Source organism: Planctomonas psychrotolerans (genome assembly GCF_008642235.1).
GTDB lineage: Bacteria > Actinomycetota > Actinomycetes > Actinomycetales > Microbacteriaceae > Planctomonas > Planctomonas psychrotolerans.
In genome coordinates, this window is the sequence record NZ_SJEV01000001.1 from 39,074 (window position 1) to 64,936 (window position 25,863).

The following is a 25,863-nucleotide window of genomic DNA, read 5'->3' on the forward strand; positions in this document are numbered from 1 at the left end:
GGGTCTCTGGCGTCAATTATTGCACGGAAAGCCGTTCACCCGAGCCAGTCACCCCTTGCGTCCGGCGCGCGCTTCGGCTAATGCAACCCGGAGTCGCCCCATCCGTATTCCCTCATCGTCGGGATGACGCCGCCGGGTCGGCGTGCGGCTGCGCACACGCAGCACGGGGTGCCCGCCCGGCTCGGGAGCACCGGCGGCGGCGGTTAGGCTCGAAGAGTGAGTCGAGAAGCGGAGAGCCGCCCCCAGCGCATCCTCCTCACGGGCTCGAACTCGGGCCTCGGATTCCATGCCGCGCGACGACTCGCGGGTGCGGGCCATGAGGTGATCCTCGCGGTGAGGAACCTGGAACGGGGCGTGAGCGCCCGGCGCCGGATCCTCGACGAGGTGCCCGACGCGTCGGTGCACGTGTCGGCCCTCGATCTCGCCTCTCTGACGTCGGTTCGGGAGTTCGCCGCGCGCACCGCCGAGACGTTCGGCACATGGGACGTGCTGGTGAACAACGCCGCGGTCAAGGTGGAACCCGGCCGCACCCTCACGGCGGACGGCTTCGAGCAGTACTTCGGCGTGAACCACCTCGGCCATTTCGCCCTGACCGGGCTGCTGCTGCCGTTCGCCGCGCCCGCCGCCCGCGTGGTGACGGTGACGTCGCTCGCGTACCGGCTGGGCCGCATCCGCTTCCACGACCTGCGCTGGGATCACGGGCATACGCCGACGAAGGCGTACGCGGCGAGCAAGCTCGCGAACCTGCTGTTCGCCCGGGAGTTGCAGCGGAAGGCGGTGCGCGAGGGCCGGGACCTCACGTCGGTGGCGGTGCACCCGGGCCTGTCGGCGAGCGAGACGAACGCGCGGTACCTCCGCCGGGTGGAGTGGATCTTCGCCTCGCCCGCGGAGGAGGGTGCCGCCGTTCTGGTGCACGCCGCGACGGATGCGTCGGTCCTCGGCGGCGCGTTCGTCGGGCCGGCGGGGCCGTTCCAGATCGCCGGCGAACCCGAGGTGCTCCGCGATCCGCGGATCCGCAACGAGGAGGCGGTGGCGCACCGGCTCTGGCGCATCTCCGGGCAGCTGACGCGCGTCAGCTGGTGAAGCGGATCAGCCGATAGGCGGATCGTCGGTGCGGCGGATCAGGCGCGAGGCTGCTCGTCGTCGCCACCCCGACGGTGGGCGAGGAACTTCTCGAGCTCGGCGGCGATCTCGTCCGCGCTCGGCAGCAGCCCGTCCTCGTCGGTCAACGGCGACTTGAGGGGCGAGTCCTCCATGTAGCTGTCGTGACGCTCCTCCAGGGTGGCGACGAGGCGTGCGAGTTCGGTGTTCGCACCGACCTGCTCGTCGATCTTCGCGACGAAGTCGCGCCCCTCCTCCCGCAGCCGGTCGGTCGGGAAGATGAGGCCGGTCGCCGAGCTGATGCTCTCGAGGGAGGCCACGGCGGCGGACGGGTACTCGGTGTCGGCGAGGTAGTGCGGGATGAGCAGCACGAAGCCGGCGACCGGATGCTCCAGCCGGTGGAGTCGGTACTCCACGAGGTGCAGGGCGTTGGAGGGCACCTGGGTGTGCGGCTTCCACACCGACAGCGAATCGATGAGCTCGCTGCGGTTGCCGCTCACCGTGACGCTGATGGGACGGGTGTGCGGCACGGGCATCGGAATGGCATGCACCCACGTCGTGGTGGACACCGAGAAGCGCTCGATCAGGCCGAGCACCGCGGCGGTGAACCGCTCCCACTGGAAGTCGGGCTCGAAGCCGGCGAGGAGCAGGAACTGCTGCCCCAGTTCGTCCCGGGCGAGATAGAGGTTCAGCGCGGGCGGCCGGTAGTCGGTGAGATGGTCCTGATCGAAGTAGATCGTGGGCCTGCGGGCGCGGTAGTCGAGCAGCACGTCGGCGTCGAACGACGCGATGATGCGGGACTCGAGCGCCCCGAGGAGGTACTCCGTGAACTGCGTCACGGCCGATCCGGCGTCGGCGAACCCGGTGAGACCGGCCACGAGGTGAAGCCCCTTCGGCACGTCGTACGCGGAAGGATCGATCTCGTACAGCTCGGCGGGATCTCCCATGCCTTCACTCTAACGGCCCTTCTCCGGTGTCTCCTCCGTGCCGGGCCTCCACCGCGAAGCCGTCAGCGAACACGCCAACCGGCCGCTCCGCCGACGCGGAAAACGCGAGGCTAGGGTCGAATCATGACGATTCCGAATCTGCTCGTGTCCGCCGCCTCTCCTTCGGAGGCTCCCGCGGAGGTGCTCGTGATCGGCGTGATCCCCGAGGGCGACGGCGCACGGATTCTCGCCCCCGACGGCTTCGATGCGCTCAACGACAATGTCGGTCCCCTCCGCATCTCCGGCGGCCCGGACGAACTCACGCGCGTGGTGCTGCCCGGATCCACGACGCCGATCGCGCTGATCGGACTCGGCCCGGCCCCGATCACGCCGGACTCGCTGCGCTACGCCGCCGGCTCCGCAGTGCGGCAGCTCGTCGGTGTCGCCTCCGTGGCACTGGCCCTTCCTCTCGACAGCGACGACGACCTCTCGGCGGTACTCGAGGGAGCCGTGATCGGCGGGTACTCCTTCACCGCCTTCCGAGGGTCCGGTTCCCCGTCCACCAAGACCCCGGCAGCGGAGGTCGTCGTTCTGACCGACCGTTCGCCCGACGACGGCGTCCTCGATCGAGCCACGTCGCTCGGTACCGCCATGGCCGCCGTGCGCGACCTCGAGAACACACCGCCCGGGAACCTCTCCCCCGCCGACCTCGCCGACGCGGCGATCGCCCACGCCGAGGGCCTCCCCGTCGAGGTGACCGTCTGGGACGAGACGATGCTGGCGGAGGAGGGCTTCGGCGGCATCCTGGGCGTCGGATCCGGATCGACACGCCCGCCGCGACTGGTGAAGGTCGCCTACTCCCCCGAGGACGCGGGCGCGCACCTCGCCCTCGTCGGCAAGGGCATCACGTTCGACTCCGGCGGACTCTCGCTGAAGCCGGCCATCCCGATGATCGGCATGAAGTTCGACATGACCGGAGCGGCGACCGTGCTGGAGGTGGTCCTCGCGGCCGCCCGGCTGGCCCTGCCCATCCGACTCACCGCATGGCTCTGCATCGCGGAGAACATGCCGTCGGGTTCGGCGATGAGGGTGGATGACGTGCTTCGCATCCGTGGTGGGAAGACCGTCGAGGTGCTGAACACCGACGCCGAGGGGCGGCTGGTGATGGCCGACGGTCTCGTCGCGGCGAGCGAGGAGCGCCCGGACTACCTCATCGACGTGGCCACGCTCACCGGGGCGCAGGTGGTAGCGCTCGGCAACCGGACCGTCGGCGCCATGGGCGACGACGCATTCGTGTCCCGCGTCGTGGCAGCTGCCACCGGCGCAGGCGAGTCGATCTGGGCCATGCCACTGCCGGGCGAGCTCCGCCCGCTGCTGAACTCCGACGTGGCCGACCTCGCCAACGCGAAGCCCGGACAGACCGCTGCCGGGATGCTGCTCGCCGGCGTGTTCCTGCGCGAGTTCGTCGGGACCGTCGACGACTCCGCGGACGCGTCGCCCATCCCGTGGGCGCACCTCGACATCGCCGGCCCGTCGAACAACCAGGGGTCGCCCTACGGCTTCACCGGCAAGGGAGCCACGGGCGTCACCGTCCGCACGCTTCTCGCTCTGGCCGAGGAGATTTCACGTGCGTAGTAGGCTCGATACGGCCGAATCAGCTCGGCCGGAACCGCTCGTGGATTCGGGTGGAACACACATGCGTATCGCTATGCGGACAAGGGAGTAACCGGGTGTCGGAACAGAATTTTGACCTCGTGGTTCTCGGCGGGGGAAGCGGTGGCTATGCAGCGGCACTCCGCGCGAGCCAGCTGGGCCTCACGGTCGGACTGATCGAGAAGAACAAGCTGGGTGGAACCTGCCTGCACTGGGGGTGCATCCCCACCAAGGCGCTCCTGCACGCGGCCGAGGTCGCCGACGGCGCCCGCGACTCCTCGAAGTTCGGCGTCTCCGCCACGTTCGACGGCATCGACATGCCTGCCCTGACCTCCTATCGCGAGGGCATCATCGCGAGCAAGTTCAAGGGCCTCGTCGGCCTCATCAAGGCTCGCGGTATCACCGTCATCGAGGGCGAGGGACGCCTCGTCGCCCCGAACACCGTGCAGGTCGGGAACGACACCGTAGTGGGCAAGAACGTTGTGCTGGCGACCGGCTCGTTCTCCCGCACCCTTCCGGGCCTGGAGCTCGGTGGCCGCGTCATCACCTCCGAGCAGGCGCTCGAGCTCGACCACGTGCCGTCCAAGGTCGTGGTTCTCGGTGGCGGCGTCATCGGCGTCGAGTTCGCCAGCGTCTGGAAGTCGTTCGGCGTGGACGTCACGATCGTCGAGGCTCTCCCCCACCTCGTCCCGAACGAGGAGGAGGGCATCAGCAAGGCCCTCGAGCGAGCGTTCCGCAAGCGCGGCATCAACTTCACGCTCGGCACCCGCTTCTCCGGCGTGACGCAGAACGACGACGGCGTCGTGATCACGCTCGAAGACGGCAAGACCTTCGAGGCCGACCTCCTCCTCGTGGCCGTGGGTCGCGGTCCGGCGACCGCGAACCTCGGGTTCGAAGAGGTGGGCGTGAAGATGGATCGCGGCTTCGTGCTCACCAACGAGCGCCTCGCCACCAGCGTTCCCGGCGTCTTCGCCATCGGCGACATCGTTCCCGGCCTGCAGCTCGCGCACCGCGGATTCCAGCAGGGCATCTTCGTGGCCGAGGAGATCGCCGGTCAGAAGCCGCAGATCGTCGAAGACGTGAACATCCCCAAGGTCACCTACTGCGACCCCGAGGTCGCCTCCGTCGGCTACACCGAGGCGAAGGCCGCCGAGAAGTTCGGCGCCGACAAGGTGTCGAGCTACGAGTACAACCTCGGCGGCAACGGTCGGAGCTCGATCATCGGCACCGGCGGGTTCGTGAAGGTCGTGCGCGTCAATGACGGTCCGGTCGTCGGCATTCACATGATCGGTGGTCGCATGGGCGAGCAGATCGGTGAGGCGCAGCTGATCGTGAACTGGGAGGCGTACCCCGAAGACGTCGCCGCACTCGTGCACGCGCACCCCACGCAGAATGAGGCGCTCGGCGAGGCCCACCTGGCACTCGCCGGTCACCCTCTGCACGCCCTCTGATCAATCCCTAGTCTCGACAAGAGAAGACAAACAACCGGAACCGGACAAGCGGTTCCAGAGGAGACAAGCTGATGAGCGAATCCGTCAACCTTCCCGCACTCGGCGAGAGTGTCACCGAGGGCACGGTGACCCGCTGGCTCAAGAACGTGGGCGACAGCGTAGAGGTGGACGAGCCGCTGCTCGAGGTGTCGACCGACAAGGTCGACACCGAGATCCCCTCGCCGGTCGCCGGTGTGATCGAGGAGATCCTCGTGCAGGAGGACGAGACGGTGGAGGTTGGTACCGCACTCGTCCGCATCGGCGACGGATCCGGAGGCGGTGACGCCGCACCGGCCGACGAAGCGCCCGCCGAAGAGGCGCCCGCTGAGGAGGCACAGGCCGAAGAAGCGCCCGCCGACAGCGAGGAGGACCTCGGAGCCGAGGTTCCCTCGACCGACGCCCCCTCCGAGGAGGACGCACCCGAGCCGGCGAAGCCCGAGCCTGCGCCCGCCGAGGAGAAGCCGGCCGAGCAGCCCAAGGCTGAAGCGCCCAAGGCTGAAGCGCCGAAGGCCGAGCAGCCCAAGGCCGAGCAGCCGAAGACGGAAGCACCGAAGACGGACCAGCCCGCCTCCGGTACGAACGCCGGATACGTGACGCCCCTCGTGCGCAAACTCGCCAACGAGAAGGGTGTCGACCTCTCTTCCCTCACCGGGACCGGTGTGGGGGGCCGCATCCGCAAGGAGGACGTGCTCGCCGCGGCCGAGGCGAGCGCCGGAGCGGGAGAGAGCGCCAGCGCCCCCGCCGCTCCCGCCGCTGTCGAGGTGTCGCCGCTGCGCGGCACCACGGTCAAGATGTCCCGCCTCCGCAAGGTCATCGCCGAGCGCGCAGTGCAGTCCATGCAGACGTCCGCGCAGCTCACCTCCGTGGTCGAGGTGGACGTGACCAAGGTGGCCGCGTTCCGCGACAAGGTGAAGGCCGAGTTCGCCGAGAAGGCCGGGGCGAAGCTGTCGTTCCTGCCGTTCTTCGCCCTCGCCGCCACGGAAGCGCTGAAGTCCTACCCGATCATCAACGCGACGATCGACGGCGACACGATCGTCTACCCCGACCACGAGAACATCAGTGTCGCGGTCGACACCGAACGCGGTCTCCTCACCCCCGTGGTGAAAAACGCGGGCGACAAGACGCTCGCCCAGTTCGCCACGGAGATCGCGGACCTCGCCGCCCGCACGCGCGACAACAAGCTGACGCCCGACGAGCTGGCCGGTGGCACGTTCACCCTCACCAACACGGGCTCGCGCGGTGCGCTGTTCGACACTCCGATCGTGTTCCTCCCGCAGGTCGCGATCCTCGGCACCGGCATCGTCGCGAAGAAGGCCGTCGTGGTGAACCACGACGGTGCCGACGCGATCGCCATCCGCTCGACGGTGTACCTCGCGCTCTCCTACGACCACCGCATCGTGGATGGGGCCGACGCCGCCCGATTCCTGGTGCAGGTCAAGAACCGCCTCGAGGGCGGGGACTTCGCGGGCAACCTCGGCATCTAGTCGACCCCGTCTAGTCCGCGAGCACGCTCCGGATGCGCCACCCGGCCTCGCCCCTCTGCAGGAGGAGCGAGGCCGGTGTCGTTCCGGCTGCATCCCCCGGTGAAGCACCGGGCGATGGCCTCAGGTCGAGCAGAGCGGAATCCCCGAGCCGCTCGATGAGCACCGGCGTGCTCGCCTCGAACGAGGGAACGGTGACCTCCCGCCCCTCCTGAAGGCCGCGCACGGCCGTGCGGTCCACCTCGAGGGCGACGGACCCTACGGCCGCCACTCGGTCGAGACAGAGCACGGACAGGGTGCGGAAGCACTCCTCCCGCGCCGCGAGCAGTGCCACGGCCGCCGCCACCGGGTCATCCCCCGCGATCGCCGCCGGGTCGACCGGTGGGTTCGCCGCCGTGTCCGGCACACTGCCCTGCGCACTGGCTGCGTCCGGCGGCCCCGTGGATCCCGGGGATCCCGGGAGTGCAGTGGACTCCGGAAGCGCAGTAGCCTCCGGAAGCGCAGTAGCCTCCGGGAGCGCAGCCGATTCCCGCGGCGCAGGGAAGGACGGCAGCAGCAGAACGCCGAGAAGAGCCGCGGTCGGGAGCGCCGCGCCGACCCAGACCCGGGCTCGCACGGCGCGGAGCGCACTCCGACACCGCCGGAGAAGGGAGGGCCGCCGGAGCGCCGGAATCTGCCGAGGCGGATCCGGCGGGGCGGCGTCCGACGCGTCCGGTGCGGCTGCGTCCGGTGCGGGCACCACCGGTGCGGGCGCCACCGGTGCGGGGTCGACGGATGCGACGTCGCCCGCTCCCGAGGACGGGGAGTCCGCCAATCGAATCGGCAGCGGATCGGCGAACTCGTACAGCAGGTCGGCGATGTCGTTCGTCGCCGCCGACCCGCCGACCCGTCGCAGGCGACCGAACCGGGTACGGAGGGCGGCGACCTCGTCCGTCGAGCCCGACGCGGTAACGCCGTCGAGCACGCTGGAGGCGAGCTGGAGGAATCCGCTGAGATCCGCGTCGACGGCTCGCGCGTTCGCCGCGCGTTGGTCGTCTCCCTTCGGTCCGGCCCGGGCGGTGCGGAGGCGAGCGCCGTGGCCCCACCCCGTGATGACGGGCGCGCCCGTCGCGTCGAAGCAGATGGACGACCCGCGCAGAGCGCCGTGGCACCAACCGGCCGCGTGCACGGCACCGAGCGCCTCGATCACCGGCGCGAGCACGGTCACCGCCTCCCCCGCATCGATGCTCCAGCGGCGGACGAGGAGCTCGGAGAGGGTACCGGAGGTGCAGGGCGACAGCACGAGGAACGGCGTGCCACGGCCGGTCTCCCCGACATCGAGCAGGCGGACCAGATGCGGCGAGTCCACGGCGTTCACCGCATCGAGTGCGGAGATCTCCGCGTCGATGTCCGCGGGGGCGCAGGTCGACGAGAAGACCTTGAGCGCTGCGTCGGCCGGTCCGGGCTCCACTCCCCGCCCGAGATAGACGACGGCGCGGGAGCCCGTCCCGAGGGTGCGGAGGATGCGGTAGCCGGGAGGAGCGACCGACTCGTCATCCTCATCGTCGTCACCCGACCCGAACCACGGCGGGGGCGGGGGCGCGACGACGGGTCGCGTCGCCACGCCGCCTCCTTCGGATGTCCCGCGCACCGCCCGCCGGGGGCCCGGCCACCCTCTTGCCCGTCGCATGCCCCCATCGTTTCCGAGGATCCGACCACGGGGGGCGGCGAATCCCGCACCGGTGGAGTGCGGATCACCACCTTCGCTGGGGAGGACCGAGCGCTCGCCGGTGTGCCATCGGCGGTGCGGAAGCGGTGATGGCGACAGGTATCCTTGGACTCATGGCACGCTCCCCAGCCTCTCCCGCCCAGCCCGCCAAACCCGCGAAAGAGCCGGGCCGCATGAAGCAAATGTGGCAGGTCTTCAAGATGACCCGGCGGTACGACAAGAGTTCCGTCTGGTGGATGGCTCTCGGGTTCTTCGGCCCGATCCTGATCGCCGTCGCACTGTCGATCTGGGTGGCCGGCGGCAACGTGCTGAACATCATCCTGTACATCATCTCCGGCGTCCTCGCGGGGATGCTGCTGTTCCTCATCATCCTGGGGCGCAAGGCCGAGAAGGCCGCGTATTCGCAGCTCAAGGGTCAGCCGGGCGCCGTGGGCGTGGTGCTGCGGAGCTCGCTCAAGCGCGGCTGGCGCGGAAGCGAGATGCCGGTGGCCGTCAACGCCAAAACGCAGGACGCGGTGTACCGGGCTGTGGGGCGCGGTGGCATCGTGCTGATCAGCGAGGGACCGAAGAGCCGCACCACCCGCATGCTCGAGGACGAACGCCGCAAGGTGCAGCGCGTCCTGCCGAACGTGCCGATCGGTTTCGTGTCGGTCGGACCCGACCAGGACTCCGTGGCCCTGCACAAGCTGGCGGGCTCCCTCAAGCGCTTCAAGAAGACGCTCACCAAGGCCGAGGTCATCGCCGTGAGCAACCGACTGGCCAGTCTCGGTCAGTCCTCGATGCCGATCCCGAAGGGCGTCGACCCCTTCAAGGTTCGCGCCCAGCGACCCCGCTGACGCGGGTTCCGGCGGCGAGTGAAGGATGAATCCCGACGAGGCCGCCGGTGTGCTCGGGCTTGCGGGCGCGTACACCCGCGCCGACATCCTGCACGCCTACTCGCGGTCGGCCCGCCTGACCCACCCGGACCTGCTGCCGGACCCGACGCCCGACGCCGTGCGCTCGGCGAATGAGCGTTTCATCCGGCTGACGCTCGCCCGCGACATCCTTCTCCGGAGTCCGCTCCCGAATCCGTCAGCGTCTGGCGCGCCTGGGTCGAACGGGTTCAGGTCGAACGGATTCGGGCCTCACGGGTCTGAGCAGTTCGACAACCCGCCGCAGCGGTCGGACGACGTCGGTTGGCATACGGCAGGGCGCCGCGGCAAAAGCCGGGGAATGGGCGGGTCAATCGCCTCCGTGATCGCACTGGCCGTCGTGCTGGTCGTCATCGTCACCCTGCAGGACGGCTGGCGGGCCGCGCAATTCGGCGTGGTGGGTCGCGACCTCACCGCGAATGCCACCGTAGTCTCCGAACTCTCGGACGGCACGGACGCCGACCTGGGCTGCCCGGCAGCGGGGTCCTGCGTGCTGGTCGAACTCACCTCGGATGAGGACTGCGCCGATGCGATCGCCCGCTTCGAGGTGACGTCCGACACCGATGAATCCACCGCGACCCGTGAACTCATCGACCTGAGGGCGGACCGCCCTGTGGAGGTCGCGTTCGCCGGAACCTCGGCCCGGCTCATCTACCTCGGCTGCGACGAGTAAGCGCGAAGCGCCCGCCCGAGGAGGCCGTCAGCGACGCACGAGCACGGTGCCGGAGAACACGTCGTGCAGACCGCGCTGATCGGCGTTCCAGACCAGCGCCGGGAGGAGCAGACACAGCAGCGCGGTGCGGAGGATGGGGCGCCAGAGGCCGCAGTGCTCACCGGTGATCGTGATCAGGCGCAACCCGAGCGTCAGGTGTCCGATGCTCGCTCCGAGGGTGGCGAGGAAGACCACCTGCTCGATCGCGAAGATGCCGAGCGAGGCGAAATCCGCACCGAAGAAGAAGGCGTAGGTGATCAGCGCGCACAGCGCGAAGTCGATCGAGATCGCCGCGATTCGCCGGCCCGGCCGAGCGATCGATCCGGGCCCCTCCCGAGGCAGACCCAGGCGATGCCCCGGCCAGAGATTGGCGGCAGGGTCGCCGTGCGGCGGGGGAGACGGGGAAGCGTTCGGCACTCGGCCAAGTCTAATTCGGCGCGCCGTTCGTAACATCGCCGAAACATGGGGGAAAGAACCGGGTAATGGCCGTTCGCTAGGCTCGATGCCGGTTGTATTCTTCAGCCGCCCGAGATCACGACCCCCTTTTGGAGTTCGCCACATGTTCAGTGATTCGTCTGAAGTGCTCACCTATATCAAGGAGAACGACGTCAAGTTCCTTGATATCCGGTTCACCGACCTCCCCGGTGTGCAGCAGCACTTCAACATCCCCGCCTCGACGGTGGACGAGGAGTTCTTCTCCGTCGGCCAGCTGTTCGACGGGTCGTCCATTCGGGGCTTCGCCTCCATCCACGAATCCGACATGCAGTTGATTCCCGACGTCACGACGGCGTACCTCGACCCGTTCCGGGCCGAGAAGACGCTGATCATGGTGTTCGACATCTACAACCCCCGCAACGGCGAGATCTACGCCCGCGACCCGCGCCAGGTGGCGAAGAAGGCCGAGAAGTACCTCGCGTCCACCGGCATCGCCGACACCGCGTTCTTCGCCCCCGAGGCCGAGTTCTACATCTTCGACGACGTGCGCTACGAGATCAACCAGCACACGAGCTACTACTCGGTCGACTCCGAGGAAGGCGCCTGGAACTCCGGACGCGACGAGGGCGGCCACAACCTCGGCAACAAGACTCCGTACAAGGGCGGCTACTTCCCGGTCAGCCCCGTGGACAAGCAGGCCGACCTCCGCGACGACATCAGCCTCAAGCTGATCGACGCCGGCCTCATCCTCGAGCGCGCGCACCACGAGGTGGGCACCGGCGGACAGGCCGAGATCAACTACCGCTTCGACACCATGGTGCACGCGGCCGACGACATCCTGAAGTTCAAGTACATCGTCAAGAACACCGCGGAGACGTGGAACAAGACGGCGACCTTCATGCCGAAGCCGCTTTTCGGCGACAACGGGTCCGGTATGCATACCCACCAGTCGCTCTGGAACGACGGCAAGCCGCTGTTCTACGACGAGGCCGGCTACGGTGGCCTGTCCGACCTGGCCCGTTGGTACATCGGTGGTCTGCTGAAGCACGCTCCCGCCGTGCTGGCGTTCACCAACCCGACGGTCAACTCGTACCACCGCCTCGTGCCCGGTTTCGAGGCTCCCGTCAACCTCGTCTACTCGGCGGGTAACCGGTCGGCGTCGATCCGCATCCCGATCACCGGCACCAACCCGAAGGCGAAGCGCATCGAGTTCCGCGCACCCGACGCGTCCAGCAACCCGTACCTCGCGTTCGCCGCTCAGCTGATGGCCGGACTCGACGGAATCAAGAACCGCATCGAGCCGCACGAGCCGGTGGACAAGGACCTCTACGAGCTGCCGCCCGAGGAAGCGAAGAACATCCCGCAGGTTCCGGCCTCGCTCGACGCGGCGCTGACCGCTCTCGAGGAGGACCACGAGTTCCTCATGGCGGGCAACGTGTTCACGAAGGACCTGATCGAGACCTGGATCGAGTACAAGCGCGAGAAGGAGATCAAGCCCCTCGCGCAGCGTCCGCACCCGTTCGAGTTCGAGCTCTACTACGGCGTCTAGTCGCACCTCTGCCACGACGAAGGCCCTCGGGACATCCCGGGGGCCTTCGTCGTGCGCGGTGCTGTCGTAGGTCCCTTGTCCCTGAGCCTGTCGAAGGGACGCACCCCACGGTCCCTGAGCCTGTCGAAGGGACGCTCGCCGCACTGGATCCCGTCGCTTCGACAGGCTCAGCGACCGTAGCTATCGCGCCACCTGCTGCGGATCCCGACGGGAACGCGACCTCGTACGGTCCCTGAGCTTGTCGAAGGGGCGTAAGCCGCTTTGGTCCTGTCGCTTCGACTGGCTCAGCGACCGTGATTTGGGGTGTGGAGTCGGTCGAGGAGTCGGGTGCGGGACTTGGTCGCGGGTCGCCACGTGCCGAAGTACTCGATCCACGGCGGCGGTTTCACCTCGGGGACCCCGTGTCGCATCCGGATCTGCCACTCGGAACTGTCGATGGTGCGGTGATGGAACCAGCACAACAGCACACCATTGTCCGGATGCGTGGGCCCGCCGTCCCGGTCAGGGACCACATGGTGGATCTCGCACCAGCCTGCGGGGATGGTGCAGCCGGGAATGATGCACCCGCCGTCTCGGAGGGAGATCGCGCGTCGTTGTTGAGGGGTGAAGCACCGCTCCGGTGAACCGAGTTGCACGATCCGTCCCTCACCGGTGAGGACGACTTTTTGGATGCCGCCGGTGCATACCATTTGCCGCACGGTGCGCATCGAGATCGGCGCGTCGACGCGGTCGGACCAGCCGGCACCTCGGTTCGCTTCGAGGTCCTCTGCCCGGACCGACACGAGCACGGTGGGCGCGGCACCACCGATGGTGGGTGCCTGGCCGCTTCGCGCCATGGCGTCGATGATCGCGACGAAGATGTCATGCCGCTGCTGAGCCGGCGTCCGAGAATCCTTCCCGCCTTCCGCTTCCGCGGCCGCGCGCTCCTCCGCAGTCATGAATGCGGGTGCGGTGGTCGGGGTCAGGTACGCGTCGAACAGAGTCTTCACCCGACCTCCGGCTTCCGCCATGAGCCGGAACGAGCCATGCAGCAGCCCGTTGCGTTCCGGACCGAACCGGAACCCCCGGACCGCCATCGCCCGGTCTTCCGCCGGATCGAGACCGTCGGGGTCGATCTTCGCCTGCCACACGCCCACCATGACCCGCAACGAGTCCGCCGACACCGGCACCGTGCTGTCAGGACCGGTGCCGGTGGCAGCGGCGACCAACTCGACTTCCGCTCTCTTCAGGTCGTCGAGCGATCCGTGGGCGAGGAGCGGTGTGAGGCCCTTCGTGATGACCGTGGCGGCGTCGATGCCGAGGGTGCCGTCTTCCAGCGCACCCGCGACGAGGTCGAACCGGGCGTGTGTGCGGTCGCCACCCGGGAACGGGTCACGACGCACATCACCGGCCAGGATGACCCGCCGGCGAGCTGTCGTGCCGGACACCTGCGTCAGCCGCTCGATCAGGTCTGCCGGAGTCCGACAACCGCGGGACACAGCCAGCCCGCGCGCACCGCGATTGGGCCGGGACCGGTCCGCAACCTCACCAGCCAGGACGACGCGCAGAGCGTCGACGCGACGGCCGAGACGCTCGACCTCGGCCACCAGCGCGAGCGTGTCCTCGTCAGTCAGGTGCGGGATGGTGGCGTACGGGAGCGCATCAGCGCACTCAGTCGCAAGTGCCCGGATGTGAGCGACCGGATTGCTGGCGCCCTGGGGTTTCTGCTGGGCTGTGGCTTCGCCGACCGAGGCTTTCATACAGGTACTATCGCAGGTACCTACGACATTCCTGATGGCTTTTAGGCCCGGTCAGCGGCCATTTCTTGGCGGAGGCTGTGGAGGAGTAGAGGGCCGGTCGACCGCGTCTCACGACCCTTCGACAAGCTCAGGGACCATGTGGGGCACGTCCCTTCGACGAGCTTAGGGACCGTGTGGGTACGTCCCCTCGACAGAATTAGGGACCGTGTGGGTACGTCCCTTCGACAGAATTAGGGACCGTGTGGGTACGTCCCTTCGACAGAATTAGGGACCGTGTGGGGTGCGTCCCCTCGACAGACTCAGGGACCGTGTGGGAGCGTCCCTTCGACAGGCTCAGGGACCGTGTGGGAGCGTCCCCTCCGACAGACTCAGGGACCGTGAGGTCGCGTCCCCTCGACAGGCTCAGGGACCGTGTGGGAGCATCCCTCCGACAGGCTCAGAGACCGTGTGGGAACGTCCCTTCGACGGGCTCAGGGACCGGAGGAGGGAGGGCTCAGATCGGGGTCGGGGCCGGCTGAGTGTCGACACCGTAGAAGCCGCGCTCGAAGACGGCACGGGCGCGACGCGTGACGCCGAGGTAGTCCTCCTCCAGCCGCGTGGCGGAGTGCGGCGGATACTCGAGGAGTCGTGCGACGCCCTCCAGCTGCAGCCGGTCGGTGGGCAGCACGTCGGCGGTGCGGCTCGTCCACAGCGTCATCGCCGAGCGCGCCCGCGACGCGAAGATCCAGGCGTCCCGCAGCCGCTCGGCATCCGTCCGCGGAACCAGCCCGGCATCCGCGGCCGCGGCGAGCGCCTCGAGCGTGGACGGCGTGCGGAGCCCGGGCACCCGGTGAGCCTCCCGCAGCTGGAGAAGTTGCACGTACCACTCCACATCGCTGAGCGACCCGCGTCCGAGCTTCAGGTGCCGCGCCGGATCCGCGCCCTGCGGCAGTCGCTCGTTCTCCACCCGCGCCTTGATGCGCTTGATCTCCCGCACGTCCGCGTCGCCGATCGCCTCAGGGTAGCGGAACCGGTCGGCCAGCTCGGAGAAGTCCTGCAGCAGCCCTAGGTCACCGACCACGCCGCGTGCTCGCAGCAGAGCCTGCGCCTCCCAGGTGAGCGACCAGCGCTCGTAGTACGACCGGTACGACGTGAGCGACCGCACCGCGGGGCCGTTCTTGCCCTCGGGTCGGAGACCGATGTCGAGGTCGAGCGGCAGTCGCGCATCCTCGCTCAACCGGTTGAGTTCGGAGACCACGAACTGCGCACGCCGGTGCGCGAGGTCGCCGTCCATGCCGGCGATCGGCCGGAACACGTACATGACATCGGCGTCCGACCCGAAGCCCAGCTCGCCGCCGCCGTACCGCCCCATGGCGATGATCGCGAACTCCGGCCACGGCCCGGTCCCCTGCCGGATGCCGTGCACGAGGCCACGGAGCAGCGCGGTCGTGATGTCCGACAGTCCCCTGCCCAGCTGCTCCACCGAGATGAGACCGACGATGGCGCCGATCGCGAGGCGCAGCACCTCCCGCCGTCGCGCGGTACGCAGCGCCACCGCCGCGCCCTCGAGCGTCGCGTGCCGGTTGACGGTGGCGACCGCCTCATCGTTCAGCGCCTTCCAGGTGCGGGGCCGGAGCTCGTCGTCGTCGTCGAACCAGGCGGCGGCCTCGGGGATGCGCTCCAGCAGATCGCCGACGAAACGCGAACCGGAGAGCACGGTCATGAGGCGCTGCGCGGCACCGGAGGAGTCCCGCAGCATGCGCAGGAACCAGCTGCTCTCGCCGAGCGCCTCGCTCAACCGGCGGAACTCGAGCAGCCCGTAGTCGGGGTCGGTACCCGCGGACAACCACTGCAGCATGACGGGGAGCAGGTTCCGCTGGATGGTGGCGCGCCGGGACACGCCCTGCGTGAGCGCACCGATGTGCGCGAGCGCCCCCTTGGCGTTGGTGAAGCCGATTGCCGCGAGCCGGGCCGTCGCCTGCTCGCTCGTGAGCAGAAAATCCTCCTCGGGCAGCGCCGCGACCGCGGTGAGGAGCGGGCGGTAGAAGAGCCGCTCGTGCAGCGTGCGCACCGCCGCCTTCGTCGCGTTCCACCGCTCGGTGAGGGCTGCGGCGCTGCCGACAAGCCCGGTCGATCGGGCGAGGATCCGCAGGTCGTCCTCCGCGCGCGGCATGAGGTGGGTGCGGCGGAGCTGCTGCAGTTGCAGTCGGTGCTCCAAGAGCCGCAGGAACCGGTACTCCTCCGCGAACTCCGCGGACTCGCGACGCCCGATGTAGCCGCGGGAGGCGAGCGCATGCAGCGCGCGGAGCGTCCCACCCTGCCGCACCGCATCGTCGTTCTGGCCGTGCACCAGTTGCAGCAGCTGCACCGTGAACTCGATGTCACGGAGTCCCCCGGGCCCGAGCTTCAACTGGTGGTCGACGTCGGCCCTCGGGATGTTCTCCGCGACGCGCTGGCGCATCCGCTGCACCGACTCCACGAAGTTCTCCCGGCCGGCGCTGATCCACACCTTGGGAGCGACGCCCTCCACATACCGGGCGCCGAGCTCCGGATCGCCTGCGAGCGGGCGGGCCTTCAGCAGCGCCTGGAACTCCCAACCCTTCGCCCACCGGTCGTAATAGGCGAGGTGCGAGTCGAGCGTGCGCACGAGCACGCCCGCCTTGCCCTCGGGCCGGAGATTGGCGTCCACCTCCCAGAGCGCCGGCTCGATCGCCGACTCGTCGATGCCCCGCATGGTGAGCACCGCCAACCGGGACGCCACGTCGATCGCGCGCGAGGTCGTCAGCTCCGTGTCGTCCGCCTCCCCCACGAAGATCACGTCCACGTCGCTCACGTAGTTCAACTCGCGCGCCCCGGCCTTGCCCATTCCGATGATGGCGAGCCGCGTGTCGGCGATCTCCTCGGCGCCGAAGCGCCCGGGGCCGCCCCCGGTGACGAGTTGCGCCCGCGCCACCGCGAGCGACGCGTCGAGCGCGGCTCCGGCCAGATCGGCGAGGTACGCGGTCACCTCGGCGATGGCTCCGAGCGGGCTCGGATGCGTGAGGTCGTACGCCGCGATGCGAGCGAGGTGCCGGCGGTAACGCACGCGCAGCGCCATTCTGCCCTCGTCGCCGACCAGTCGCGCGAAACCGCCCGGATCCCCGTCGGGCACTCCCACGGCGTCGAGCAGGTCCGCACGGAGCTCCGCAGCCTCGGGCAGTCGCGACAGCGGGAACACGAGCGCCTCGAGCTCGTCGGGGTTGCGCAGGAAGAACTCCGCGAGCCCGGATGACGCGCACAGCACGCGGACGAGACGGTCCGCGGCCGGGTCGTCGGCGAGCAGTCGACGGACCGGCTCCGGATGACGGTCGAGCAGCGCGATCAGCGAGCGCAGGCCGCCGTCGGCATCCGCTCCGGCGGAGAACAGGCGGAGGAGACGGGCCGGATCCTCACCGGACAGAACCGCCGCCTCGTCGAGTGCCGGGCGGGTGGCGCTCAGCTCAGCGAACCCCGCCTTGGCGAGTTCGCTGAGACTGAGGGCGTCACGCCGCATCGCGGACGGGCGCTAGAGCAGCTCGAGGTTGGACCGCAACTCGTACGGCGTCACCTGAGCCCGGTACTCGCGCCACTCCTGGCGCTTGTTGAGGAGCACGTAGTTGAAGACCTGCTCGCCGAGGGTCTCGGCCACGAGCTCCGACCCCTCCATGATCTGCAGGGCGTGATCGAGGCTCGCCGGCAGCGACCGGTAGCCGAGGGCGCGGCGCTCCGAGTCGCTCAGCATCCAGACGTTGTCCTCGGCCTCGGTGGGGAGCTCGTAGCCCTCCTCGATGCCCTTGAGCCCGGCGGCGAGCATGAGCGAGAACGACAGGTACGGGTTCGCGGCCGAGTCGATGGCGCGGTACTCGACGCGGGAGCTCTGGCCCTTGCGCGGCTTGTACAGCGGCACGCGCACCAGCGCGGAGCGGTTGTTGTGCCCCCAGGTGACGAAGCTCGGTGCCTCTCCCCCGCCCCAGAGGCGCTTGTAGGAGTTCACGAACTGGTTGGTCACCGCGGTGATCTCCGGTGCGTGGTGCAGCAGGCCGGCGATGAACTGGCGTCCCATCTTGGAGAGCTGGTACTGCGCGCCCTCCTCGTAGAACGCGTTGGTGTCGCCCTCGAACAGCGACATGTGCGTGTGCATGCCGCTTCCGGGCTGGGTGGAGAGCGGCTTCGGCATGAACGTCGCGTAGACGCCCTGCTCGATCGCCACCTCCTTCACCACCGTGCGGAAAGTCATGATGTTGTCGGCCGTGGTGAGCGCATCCGCGTAGCGCAGGTCGATCTCGTTCTGTCCGGGACCGGCCTCGTGGTGGCTGAACTCCACCGAGATGCCGAGGTCCTCGAGCATCCGCACGGAGCGTCGGCGGAAGTCGTGCGCGGTGCCGCCGGGCACGTTGTCGAAGTATCCGGCCGAGTCGACCGGCTCCGGTCCGTTCGGACCGTAGTGCGACGACTTCAGCAGGTAGAACTCGATCTCGGGATGCGTGTAGAAGGTGAAGCCGCGGTCGGCGGCCTTCGCGAGCGTGCGCTTCAGCACGTTGCGCGGATCTGCGACGGCCGGCTGCCCGTCGGGCGTCGTGATGTCGCAGAACATGCGGGCCGTCGGGTCGATCTCGCCCCGCCACGGCAGGATCTGGAAGGTCGTCGGATCGGGCTGCGCGAGCATGTCCGACTCGAACGAGCGGGTGAGGCCTTCGATGGCGGAACCGTCGAATCCGAGTCCCTCGCCGAACGCTCCCTCGACCTCCGCCGGGGCGATCGCCACCGATTTGAGCGTCCCGGTCACATCGGTGAACCAGAGGCGGATGAACTTGATCCCGCGCTCCTCGATCGTGCGAAGAACGAAGTCCCGCTGCTTGTCCATTCCAACCCTTCCTGTCCCCTCCCACAGGCTAGTGGCTCCCCCGCTTCTTCGCCGAAGCTGACACCGGCCGGAACGGGATGCCCGGCAATAGACTGGTGCGATGCCAGAACAGCCGGTCGTCAAGCGGGTGCGCACCCGCCACTTCCAGAACGCGAAAGACACCGGCGTGAAGATCACCGGGCTCACGAGCTACGACATGCTCACGGCCGACATCTTCGACGCGGCGGGCATCGACTTCCTCCTCGTCGGCGACTCCGCCGCCAACAACGTGCTCGGGTACGACACCACCCTTCCCGTGTCCACCGACGAGTTGCTTCCGCTGACCCGCGCCGTCGCGGCATCCGTGCGCCGGGCGTTCGTGGTGGCGGACATGCCGTTCGGGTCGTACGAGTCCGGCCCGGAGGCGGCCCTGCACACCGCCTTCCGCTTCATGAAGGAGGCGGAGGCGCACGCGGTGAAGCTCGAGGGCGGGGTGCGCAGCGCCGAGCAGATCCGTCGCATCGTCGACGCCGGGATCCCGGTCATGGGACACATCGGCTTCACCCCGCAGAGCGAGCACGGCCTCGGGGGCCACCTCATCCAGGGCAGGGGCGACGCTGCGGAGCGCCTGCTCGCCGACGCCCACGCCGTGGAGGATGCGGGCGCGTTCGCGGTGGTGCTGGAGATGGTGCCGAGCGCCGTCGCGAAGCGCGTCACCGAGGAGTTGCGCATCCCGACCATCGGTGTGGGCGCCGGCCCGCACGTCGACGGGCAGCTGCTCGTGTGGACCGACTTCGCCGGCTTCACCGGCGGGCGGGTCCCGAAGTTCGTGCGACAGTACGCCAATCTTCGCGAAACGCTCACGACCGCGGTGACCGAGTACCGCGCCGACGTCGCATCCGGGAGCTATCCGAGCGCCGACGAGTCTTACGACGCGTAGCGAACGACGCCTAGCGAACGCGACGCACCGCGCGAATGCGACGCACCCCCAGCGGGTCGGGTCAGCGGTTCTCGGCGGCGTCCTCCGCCGCCCAGCGCGCCGAATTCTCGCGCACCCTGTCCCAGGCATGCTCAGCCTCGCGACGCGTCTCGAACGGGCCGATCCGATCGGGAGCCGGGGATATCGCCCCCTGCTCCACCTCACCGGTGCGGGAGTTGAACCAGAACTGGGTGTCCGCCTCGTGTGCCATGACCCCAGCGTATGCCCCTGATGCCACGCACCGGCAGACCCTCGCACGGGAAGACCAGGTGCACCGATGGACTCCGTGCACCGGTGCGCACCGGTGTATACGACGGAGCCGGGGAGAGCACGGCGACGAAGTAGGGTGTGAGGCATGGCAGAGGACGCATCGACAGCAATCGGCATCGACATCGGCGGCACCGGAATCAAGGGCGCGATCGTCGACATCGACACCGGTGAGCTGCTGAGCGGCCGGGTCAAGAAGCCGACGCCCGAGGGCGGCGAGCCGCAGGCCATCGTGGACACGGTGAAGCAGATCGTCGAGGAACTGGGCGACGTGCCCGCCGGGACCCCCATCGGCGTGTGCTTCCCCGCCGCCATCGTGCACGGCACGACGATGTCCGCGGCCAACGTGTCGTCGAGGTGGATCGGCCTCGCCGCCGAGGAACTGTTCGAGAAGAACCTGGGCGTCGACATCACCTTCGTGAACGACGCGGACGCGGCGGGTGTCGCCGAGGCCCACTTCGGTGCGGCCCGCGGCGTGAAGGGCCTCGTCATCATGACCACCCTCGGTACGGGCATCGGCTCCGCGCTGATCTACAACGGCGTGCTCATCCCGAATGCGGAACTCGGTCACCTCGACATCGGTGGACGGCGGGACTTCGAGAAGCGGGCCTCGTTCGCCGCGAAGGAACGCGGTCGACTCACCTGGAACCGGTGGGCGGCTCGCCTGCAGACGTACTACTCGCAGCTCGAGAAGCTGCTCTGGCCCGACCTGTTCATCGTCGGCGGCGGGGTGTCCAAGCAGCACAAGCAGTTCCTGCCGCTGCTCAGCCTGCGCACCCCGATCGTGCCCGCCGTACTGCGCAACAACGCCGGAATACTCGGCGCCGCCGCGCTGGCCGCGGACGCCGCGGCACGGCGACGCATTCCCGAGGGCAAGGACCTGATCGAGAAGACCGGCTAGCTAACGGGCCGCGCGAGCCGACGGTCACCGAGGTCGCTGCAGGCGGCCGGGGCGAATGGGCCGACTGCTACGCCGGGTTCTGTCCCGGCGCCGAAGCGCCATGGACGGCCATCTATCTACGAGTTGCGTTGCCGCAACCCTCTAGCGGTCTACCCGAAGACCGAGGCGAGCAGCCCCATGCGTCTTCTGTTCGACCTTGCTCCGGGCGAGGTTTACCGAGCCGACCGGGTCGCCCCGGTCGCTGGTGGTCTCTTACACCACCGTTTCACCCTTACCGGCACAAGGCCGGCGGTCTGTTTTCTGTGGCACTGTCTCGCGGGTTGCCCCGGGTGGGTGTTACCCACCGCCCTGCTCTGCGGAGCCCGGACGTTCCTCGGCATTCCCCGACTCCTCGCGGATCCGGGAAACGACGCGACCGTCTTGTCGACCCATTCGCGGGAGCAGTCTATCGCGCAGCGCGCTGCTACCTCGTGCACGCTCAGGCACTCGATCCCTCGGTGCGGATGAGGATGGCGCTGCTGCCTTGATGCGCCGTCAGATACCGGATTCCTCGGTGCGGATGAGGATGGCGCTGCTGCCTCGATGCACCGTCAGATGCCGGATTCCTCGGTGCGGATGAGGATGGCGCTGCTGCCTCGATGCACCGTCAGATGCCGGATTCCTCGGTGCGGATGAGGATGGCGCTGCTGTCCGGGCAGATGACCACGTCGTCGGGTGCCGCACGGCGCACGATGTCGAGATCGGATCCGGTGAGCCGCACGTTGCTGCCGAGCGATACGCCGCCTCGGAGCAGTGCCGCACCGATGCCGTAGCGAGCCCGTTGACGCTCGTACAGGTCGATCAGCTCGTCCGGGAACATCGGCAGGAGCGCCGCGCGATCGTCGGCGACCCGGTTCCGCTCGGCGCGGAGGTCGTTCACCGCCGCGTCGCGTGCCGCCTCGGCGGCCGACACCGCATCCTGCACGCGATCGCGCTCGCCGACGATCTCGGCGAGCGCGCCCTCCAGTTCCTCGAGTCGCTCCATCACGGTGAGCTGGATCTCTTCCAGGTCGTTCCGTCGCCTCTGCAACGAGGCGAGCTCGTGTTCGAGTCCCTGGGCATCCTTCACGGAGGTTGTGGCGGCCAGGCGCTGCTGATCGCGCTGAATGCGGGCTTCCACCACGGCGACGTCCGACTCGGTGCGGGTGAGTTCGGTGCGCGCATCCTCCACGGCACCGGACCGCACCGCCAGCTCGCGGCGGATTCCGCTCATGGTTCCCTGGAGGTCGCGAATGGTGGCGTGCTCCGGGAGGGAGCGCTGGGCGTGGTCGAGTTGCTGCAAGCGGTTGTCGACGCTCTGCAGGGTCAGCAGCTGCTTCTGAACTTCGGGACTGGCTTTCATGGTCTCCTGACCGTTTCGATGCGGTGCGTCACTGAGTGACGACGAAATCCCACGGGTCGGTGCGCAACTCGCTCACCGTCACACTGAGCTGCGGCAGCGCCGTGCGCAACGCCTCGGCGGCGGTGTCGAGCCACAACCACTCGCTCGCCCAGTGGGAGACGTCGATGAGGTAGGGCGTGCCGCCCGCATGGGTGGCGGATTCGCGGGCTTCCGATGCGGGATGATGCCGCAGGTCCGAGGTGATGTAGACATCGGCGCTCACGACCTCGGGCGAACCGAGGAGAGAATCGCCCGCTCCGCCGCAGAGGGCCACCGTCGAGACGGCGGCGTCGTAGGGCCCGGAGACGCGGATGCCCGTGGCCGTGGCGGGCAGCACCTCGGCGAGCATGCCTGCCAGTCGACCGAGCGTCACTGCAGCGGGAAGGGTGCCGATGCGGCCGATGCCGCCGCTCTCGCCCTGGTTCTCCAGAGGGCGGGTGTCCCGGAGACCCAGTCGGGCCGCGAGCACCCCCGAGGTGCCGTCGTCGACGACGTCGGCGTTGGTGTGGGCGGCGACGAGTCCGCATCCCGCGCGGATGAGCCGGGCGAGCAGGGCGCCCTTGACGCGATCCTCGGCCACCGACGTCACCCCGCGGAGCAGCAGAGGATGATGGACGAGAAGAAGGTCGGCCCGAAGGTCGATGGCCTCGTCGACGGTTGCGGCGACAGCGTCCACCGCGAGGTGCACCCGTTCGACCGTCGCCGAGGGATCCCCCGACACGAGGCCGGGCGCATCCCATTCCGACGCACCGGACAGGGGCCACAGCGACTCGATCGCGGTGTTCACCTGAACCAGGGAGTACGGCATCGCACCAGCCTACTTCCCGGGTCGCGTCGGAACGGCCGACAGCCGGTGGTCGCTGGACCGGACTCGCTTAACCCGGACTCGCGAAGAGCCGTGACGGGCGCGGACCGCGAGGGTCAGGCCGGAACGAGGGTGCGATCCGACGCGTGGGCGCTCATCCGGCTCCAGATGTACTCCCACGTCTCGTAGGGCAGGCGTACAACGGGCCCGCGCGCGGACCACTCCGTCTGCACTCGGGGCCGAGGACGTGTCGGGCGCGACAGATCGACGAGGATCTCGGGAGACAGGGGCTCGCCCCGGTGCTCCCACAGGTGCTGCTGCAGCGGCGCCGCCAGCGAGTCGAACCAGGCCTGGTCGGTGTTCATCAATGCTCTACTCCTTCTCTCAGGGTGCGGCAGCCCGGAGCGGTGTCGGGGGTTCGACCGCGATGCGGTCGAGCACACCGCTCCGGACGTGCTGTGCGGGTTGGCAACCTGACGGGGGAAGGGGCTGCCCGAGCGGATCGGGTATCCGCGGAATCGCACCGGATCGGGGGAATCGGTGCGAGATCGACGATAGCGGACCGGAGGACAGACAGATCGGTTTGTCCGCATAATGGCGGACCCCCAGTACAGGGGCGGTCCTTCCGGCGACGCGACTCAGGAAGGACGCGTTCTAGAGTCGAGGGGTGCGCGAACGTAACGCCGAGCTGGCGCGGGCCATAGCCCATCGGCACGGGATTCCGCCGATCGACGTCGTCGCGCTGCCCGGAGGCTTCGTCAATCACTCCTTCGCGATCGGGCCGCCGGACGCACGCGTCGTCCTGCGCTTCGCCGTCGATCCCCACCGCCGGGATGACTTCGACATCGAGGCGTGGTGCCTCGGTGCCGCGGCATCGGCCGGCATCGCGTCTCCGCGGCTGCTCGTCCGCGGCGAGGAGGACGATGTGCCGTACCTCGTCCAGGAGTTCGTCGACGGTCGGCACCCCGTCCAGGACTCCGCGAAGGACACGGACGACACCTGGCATCGCCTCGGCGCTCTCGCCGCGCGGGTGAGCGACGTGGCTCTCACCGCGGATGCGCCGGTCGCCCTGTTCTCCCGGTTCGGCCGCGACCTGCCGCGGGCGTGGGCGTCCCACGTCGACTACAACCTCGCGGAACTGTCCCCCACCGATCCGCTGATCGACTGGGGCGTTTACCCTGCCGCCGCCGCACCGATCCTGCGGCAGGAGCTCGGGCGCCTGCGCGACGCGCCGTTCACTTTCGGGCTTCGCCACGGCGACCTCGCCCCCCGCAACGTGATCCTGCGAGACGGCGAGCCGGTCCTGCTCGACTGGGGAGCGGCGTCCGCGGGTCCGGCACCCCTCGGCGATGTGCTCTCCGTGTTCCGCTGGCACGTCACCGAGGGAAGCCCTGACCTCGACTCAGTTCGAATCTTCGCCGAGCAGTGCGGCCTCGACTGGACGCGCACCCTCCCCGACCTCGAGGCGATGCTCGCGCTCGAAGCCCTCGATCTCGTGCGCTGGTCGATGGCGTGGCGCCCCGACCTCCTCGACGACTATCGCGTCTCGGCCGCGACCGTGCTGTCGAGGTTCCTGCCGCCGATCCTCTGACGACCGGACGATCCCGGGCGGGCTGGACACCGCCGCACTGGAGTGCCATTGTGAACACCGTACACTTCACCGTTTCTCGGATACCGGGAGGGGAACTCATGTTCACAACGGCTCGGGCGTTCAGCGGATTCTCCGTCGATGACATCGATACGGCGCGTTCCTTCTACGAGGGGACGCTCGGCATCCGCGTCACGGAGAACTCGATGGGCTTCCTAGACCTGCACCTCGACAGCGGCGCCACCGTGCTCGTCTACGGCAAGGACGGGCACACGCCCGCGTCGTTCACGATCCTGAACTTCCCGGTGGACGACATCGACGCGGCAGTCGACGACCTCAACGCGAGGGGCGTGTCGACGACCATCTACGGCGATGATCCGGACCTGCCCACCGACGCCAAAGGCATCATGCGGGGCAACGGGCCCGACATCGCGTGGTTCCGCGATCCGGCCGGCAACGTGCTGTCGGTGCTGTCCACCGCCTGAACGCCTCCGTGACGAAAAAAGGCCCGCCGAGGGGAACATGTCCCCCGGCGGGCCGTCTTCGTCGGTGAATTACTCCTCGAGATTGACGGTGCTGTCGACCGTCGTCGCGTCGATGTAGGGCAGGCCCTCCCACTCGGCGAACGCATCGTCATCGAGATCGATGCCCATGCTCTCCTCCACGTCCACGAGCACGAACGCGACTTCCGCCGTGCCGCTGACCGAGACGTCGAGCTCCGGCTCGAGACCCTCCACGGTTCCCTCGTGCAGCACGAGGAGTTCGTCGACGGTGGTGTTGTCCCCTCCGGCGATGGTGAACGCTTCGGGAGTGACGACCTGGTTGACGAGCGCGGTCACCGTGACGAACTGACCGGCGTGGACGTCCTCGACGTCGTCGTAGAAGGTCTGGTCGTAAGCACCCTCGTAGGGTGTGACGGCCTCGCCGTCGTTCAGGTCTTCCTCCGCCTCCTCGCCCATCTCCTGCACGTCCTCGACGCTGGCACCCTCCTCGTCTCCGGCGGTGCTGCAACCGGCTAGGCCGAGAGCGAGGACGGGGGTGGCTCCGAGCACGGCGGCGCGGGTCATCCAGGTGGTCTTCTTCTTCGTGGGGTGCGTGATGACGTTCATGACTGTCTCGATTCTCTTGTCTGCGTGACCGGTCGGAACGGGGATACCGACCGGATGGTGCTGTGCGTGAACCGCGATGCCACGTTAGGTAGCGGGGCCGGCACCGGCTACCGCTCGAGACCACACTGAAACATTCGAGTCGCCCGCGCCCTGAGCCCCGAATGGGTCGCCCCGATGCCGATCGCGGGAACGAACCGGCTGATGAATTCCTCATTCCACGCCGAGCACGGGTGGGGTGGCGCGGCGGGC

The 25,863-nt window shown here is 68.8% G+C and carries 22 protein-coding genes and 1 other RNA gene; 11 read left to right on the top strand and 12 right to left on the bottom strand.

The window, feature by feature from the left end:
* Positions 1-216 precede the first annotated feature (216 nt).
* The gene (locus EY822_RS00145; protein ID WP_150306416.1) at positions 217-1,083 is read left to right on the top strand and encodes an oxidoreductase; all 867 of its coding nucleotides are present in this window, start codon (positions 217-219) and stop codon (positions 1,081-1,083) included.
* 38 nt (positions 1,084-1,121) lie between these two features.
* On the opposite strand, the gene EY822_RS00150 is transcribed toward EY822_RS00145, so the two are convergent.
* A complete protein-coding gene (locus EY822_RS00150; protein WP_150306417.1) occupies positions 1,122-2,048 on the bottom strand; it encodes a proteasome assembly chaperone family protein in 927 nt (308 codons plus the stop codon).
* Positions 2,049-2,171: 123 nt separating this feature from the next.
* Between EY822_RS00150 and EY822_RS00155 the strand changes: the two genes are divergently transcribed.
* From EY822_RS00155 to sucB, 3 genes are all read left to right on the top strand, one after another.
* Positions 2,172-3,662: a leucyl aminopeptidase gene (locus tag EY822_RS00155; RefSeq protein ID WP_150306418.1), complete on the top strand. Its 1,491-nt coding sequence runs from the start codon at positions 2,172-2,174 to the stop codon at positions 3,660-3,662.
* Positions 3,663-3,757: 95 nt separating this feature from the next.
* Entirely contained in the window at positions 3,758-5,131 is a 1,374-nt protein-coding gene (lpdA, locus tag EY822_RS00160; RefSeq protein WP_150306419.1) for a dihydrolipoyl dehydrogenase, read from the top strand.
* 71 nt (positions 5,132-5,202) lie between these two features.
* On the top strand, positions 5,203-6,654 hold the full coding sequence (sucB, locus tag EY822_RS00165) for a 2-oxoglutarate dehydrogenase, E2 component, dihydrolipoamide succinyltransferase (protein ID WP_150306420.1): 1,452 nt from the start codon (positions 5,203-5,205) through the stop codon (positions 6,652-6,654).
* A gap of 10 nt (positions 6,655-6,664) precedes the next feature.
* Here sucB and EY822_RS00170 read toward each other — a convergent pair whose 3' ends face one another.
* Complete coding sequence (locus EY822_RS00170; protein ID WP_227496892.1) at positions 6,665-8,254, bottom strand: protein kinase domain-containing protein; 1,590 nt, start codon at positions 8,252-8,254, stop codon at positions 6,665-6,667.
* Positions 8,255-8,472: 218 nt separating this feature from the next.
* Between EY822_RS00170 and EY822_RS00175 the strand changes: the two genes are divergently transcribed.
* A complete protein-coding gene (locus EY822_RS00175; RefSeq protein WP_150306422.1) occupies positions 8,473-9,195 on the top strand; it encodes a DUF4191 domain-containing protein in 723 nt (240 codons plus the stop codon).
* Positions 9,196-9,220: 25 nt separating this feature from the next.
* A complete protein-coding gene (locus tag EY822_RS00180) occupies positions 9,221-9,943 on the top strand; it encodes a J domain-containing protein (protein WP_150306423.1) in 723 nt (240 codons plus the stop codon).
* A gap of 27 nt (positions 9,944-9,970) precedes the next feature.
* Here the strand turns inward: EY822_RS00180 and EY822_RS00185 are convergent, their stop codons facing one another.
* Positions 9,971-10,399: an RDD family protein gene (locus EY822_RS00185; protein ID WP_227496893.1), complete on the bottom strand. Its 429-nt coding sequence runs from the start codon at positions 10,397-10,399 to the stop codon at positions 9,971-9,973.
* Between the two features lie 142 nt (positions 10,400-10,541).
* On the opposite strand from EY822_RS00185, the gene glnA reads away from it, so the two are divergent.
* Positions 10,542-11,966, top strand: coding sequence for a type I glutamate--ammonia ligase (glnA, locus tag EY822_RS00190; protein ID WP_150306425.1), 1,425 nt, complete (start codon positions 10,542-10,544; stop codon positions 11,964-11,966).
* Positions 11,967-12,250: 284 nt separating this feature from the next.
* Here glnA and EY822_RS00195 read toward each other — a convergent pair whose 3' ends face one another.
* From EY822_RS00195 to EY822_RS00205, 3 genes are all read right to left on the bottom strand, one after another.
* A complete protein-coding gene (locus EY822_RS00195; RefSeq protein ID WP_150306426.1) occupies positions 12,251-13,705 on the bottom strand; it encodes an HNH endonuclease signature motif containing protein in 1,455 nt (484 codons plus the stop codon).
* Positions 13,706-14,198: 493 nt separating this feature from the next.
* Positions 14,199-17,216 carry a bifunctional [glutamine synthetase] adenylyltransferase/[glutamine synthetase]-adenylyl-L-tyrosine phosphorylase gene (locus EY822_RS00200; RefSeq protein WP_150306427.1) on the bottom strand — a complete coding sequence of 1,006 codons (3,018 nt, stop codon included), beginning with the start codon at positions 17,214-17,216 and terminating at the stop codon, positions 14,199-14,201.
* 12 nt (positions 17,217-17,228) lie between these two features.
* On the bottom strand, positions 17,229-18,566 hold the full coding sequence (locus tag EY822_RS00205) for a glutamine synthetase family protein (RefSeq protein ID WP_150306428.1): 1,338 nt from the start codon (positions 18,564-18,566) through the stop codon (positions 17,229-17,231).
* A 100-nt stretch (positions 18,567-18,666) separates the two neighbouring features.
* On the opposite strand from EY822_RS00205, the gene panB reads away from it, so the two are divergent.
* Positions 18,667-19,485, top strand: a complete 819-nt coding sequence (panB, locus tag EY822_RS00210; protein WP_150306429.1) for a 3-methyl-2-oxobutanoate hydroxymethyltransferase — start codon at positions 18,667-18,669, stop codon at positions 19,483-19,485.
* A gap of 61 nt (positions 19,486-19,546) precedes the next feature.
* On the opposite strand, the gene EY822_RS00215 is transcribed toward panB, so the two are convergent.
* Positions 19,547-19,735 carry an SPOR domain-containing protein gene (locus EY822_RS00215; RefSeq protein WP_150306430.1) on the bottom strand — a complete coding sequence of 63 codons (189 nt, stop codon included), beginning with the start codon at positions 19,733-19,735 and terminating at the stop codon, positions 19,547-19,549.
* 144 nt (positions 19,736-19,879) lie between these two features.
* On the opposite strand from EY822_RS00215, the gene ppgK reads away from it, so the two are divergent.
* Complete coding sequence (gene ppgK, locus EY822_RS00220; protein WP_150306431.1) at positions 19,880-20,692, top strand: polyphosphate--glucose phosphotransferase; 813 nt, start codon at positions 19,880-19,882, stop codon at positions 20,690-20,692.
* Positions 20,693-20,744: 52 nt separating this feature from the next.
* On the opposite strand, the gene rnpB is transcribed toward ppgK, so the two are convergent.
* The 4 genes from rnpB to EY822_RS00240 all read right to left on the bottom strand — a co-directional run bounded on the left by rnpB (position 20,745) and on the right by EY822_RS00240 (position 23,282).
* Positions 20,745-21,123: RNase P RNA component class A (gene rnpB, locus EY822_RS00225), an RNA gene on the bottom strand.
* A gap of 215 nt (positions 21,124-21,338) precedes the next feature.
* Entirely contained in the window at positions 21,339-22,073 is a 735-nt protein-coding gene (locus EY822_RS00230; RefSeq protein WP_150306432.1) for a zinc ribbon domain-containing protein, read from the bottom strand.
* Between the two features lie 28 nt (positions 22,074-22,101).
* Positions 22,102-22,920, bottom strand: coding sequence for a Nif3-like dinuclear metal center hexameric protein (locus EY822_RS00235; protein ID WP_150306433.1), 819 nt, complete (start codon positions 22,918-22,920; stop codon positions 22,102-22,104).
* Between the two features lie 113 nt (positions 22,921-23,033).
* Entirely contained in the window at positions 23,034-23,282 is a 249-nt protein-coding gene (locus tag EY822_RS00240) for a hypothetical protein (RefSeq protein ID WP_150306434.1), read from the bottom strand.
* A 302-nt stretch (positions 23,283-23,584) separates the two neighbouring features.
* On the opposite strand from EY822_RS00240, the gene EY822_RS00245 reads away from it, so the two are divergent.
* The gene (locus EY822_RS00245) at positions 23,585-24,508 is read left to right on the top strand and encodes a phosphotransferase family protein (RefSeq protein WP_150306435.1); all 924 of its coding nucleotides are present in this window, start codon (positions 23,585-23,587) and stop codon (positions 24,506-24,508) included.
* Between the two features lie 98 nt (positions 24,509-24,606).
* The gene (locus tag EY822_RS00250; RefSeq protein WP_150306436.1) at positions 24,607-24,990 is read left to right on the top strand and encodes a VOC family protein; all 384 of its coding nucleotides are present in this window, start codon (positions 24,607-24,609) and stop codon (positions 24,988-24,990) included.
* 69 nt (positions 24,991-25,059) lie between these two features.
* Here the strand turns inward: EY822_RS00250 and EY822_RS00255 are convergent, their stop codons facing one another.
* Positions 25,060-25,614, bottom strand: a complete 555-nt coding sequence (locus EY822_RS00255; protein ID WP_150306437.1) for a hypothetical protein — start codon at positions 25,612-25,614, stop codon at positions 25,060-25,062.
* Positions 25,615-25,863: the final 249 nt, after the last annotated feature.

What these genes read in the sequence shown, in the direction of transcription:
- EY822_RS00240 (WP_150306434.1), bottom strand. Translation starts at nt 23,282, where the DNA reads ATGAACACCGACCAGGCCTGGTTCGACTCGCTGGCGGCGCCGCTGCAG.
- EY822_RS00215 (WP_150306430.1), bottom strand. Translation starts at nt 19,735, where the DNA reads ATGGCACACGAGGCGGACACCCAGTTCTGGTTCAACTCCCGCACCGGT.
- EY822_RS00175 (WP_150306422.1), top strand. Translation starts at nt 8,473, where the DNA reads ATGGCACGCTCCCCAGCCTCTCCCGCCCAGCCCGCCAAACCCGCGAAA.
- EY822_RS00195 (WP_150306426.1), bottom strand. Translation starts at nt 13,705, where the DNA reads ATGAAAGCCTCGGTCGGCGAAGCCACAGCCCAGCAGAAACCCCAGGGC.
- EY822_RS00235 (WP_150306433.1), bottom strand. Translation starts at nt 22,920, where the DNA reads ATGCCGTACTCCCTGGTTCAGGTGAACACCGCGATCGAGTCGCTGTGG.
- panB (WP_150306429.1), top strand. Translation starts at nt 18,667, where the DNA reads ATGCCAGAACAGCCGGTCGTCAAGCGGGTGCGCACCCGCCACTTCCAG.
- EY822_RS00200 (WP_150306427.1), bottom strand. Translation starts at nt 17,216, where the DNA reads ATGCGGCGTGACGCCCTCAGTCTCAGCGAACTCGCCAAGGCGGGGTTC.
- EY822_RS00205 (WP_150306428.1), bottom strand. Translation starts at nt 18,566, where the DNA reads ATGGACAAGCAGCGGGACTTCGTTCTTCGCACGATCGAGGAGCGCGGG.
- EY822_RS00255 (WP_150306437.1), bottom strand. Translation starts at nt 25,614, where the DNA reads ATGAACGTCATCACGCACCCCACGAAGAAGAAGACCACCTGGATGACC.
- EY822_RS00150 (WP_150306417.1), bottom strand. Translation starts at nt 2,048, where the DNA reads ATGGGAGATCCCGCCGAGCTGTACGAGATCGATCCTTCCGCGTACGAC.
- ppgK (WP_150306431.1), top strand. Translation starts at nt 19,880, where the DNA reads ATGGCAGAGGACGCATCGACAGCAATCGGCATCGACATCGGCGGCACC.
- EY822_RS00230 (WP_150306432.1), bottom strand. Translation starts at nt 22,073, where the DNA reads ATGAAAGCCAGTCCCGAAGTTCAGAAGCAGCTGCTGACCCTGCAGAGC.
- EY822_RS00250 (WP_150306436.1), top strand. Translation starts at nt 24,607, where the DNA reads ATGTTCACAACGGCTCGGGCGTTCAGCGGATTCTCCGTCGATGACATC.
- EY822_RS00155 (WP_150306418.1), top strand. Translation starts at nt 2,172, where the DNA reads ATGACGATTCCGAATCTGCTCGTGTCCGCCGCCTCTCCTTCGGAGGCT.
- sucB (WP_150306420.1), top strand. Translation starts at nt 5,203, where the DNA reads ATGAGCGAATCCGTCAACCTTCCCGCACTCGGCGAGAGTGTCACCGAG.
- EY822_RS00180 (WP_150306423.1), top strand. Translation starts at nt 9,221, where the DNA reads ATGAATCCCGACGAGGCCGCCGGTGTGCTCGGGCTTGCGGGCGCGTAC.
- glnA (WP_150306425.1), top strand. Translation starts at nt 10,542, where the DNA reads ATGTTCAGTGATTCGTCTGAAGTGCTCACCTATATCAAGGAGAACGAC.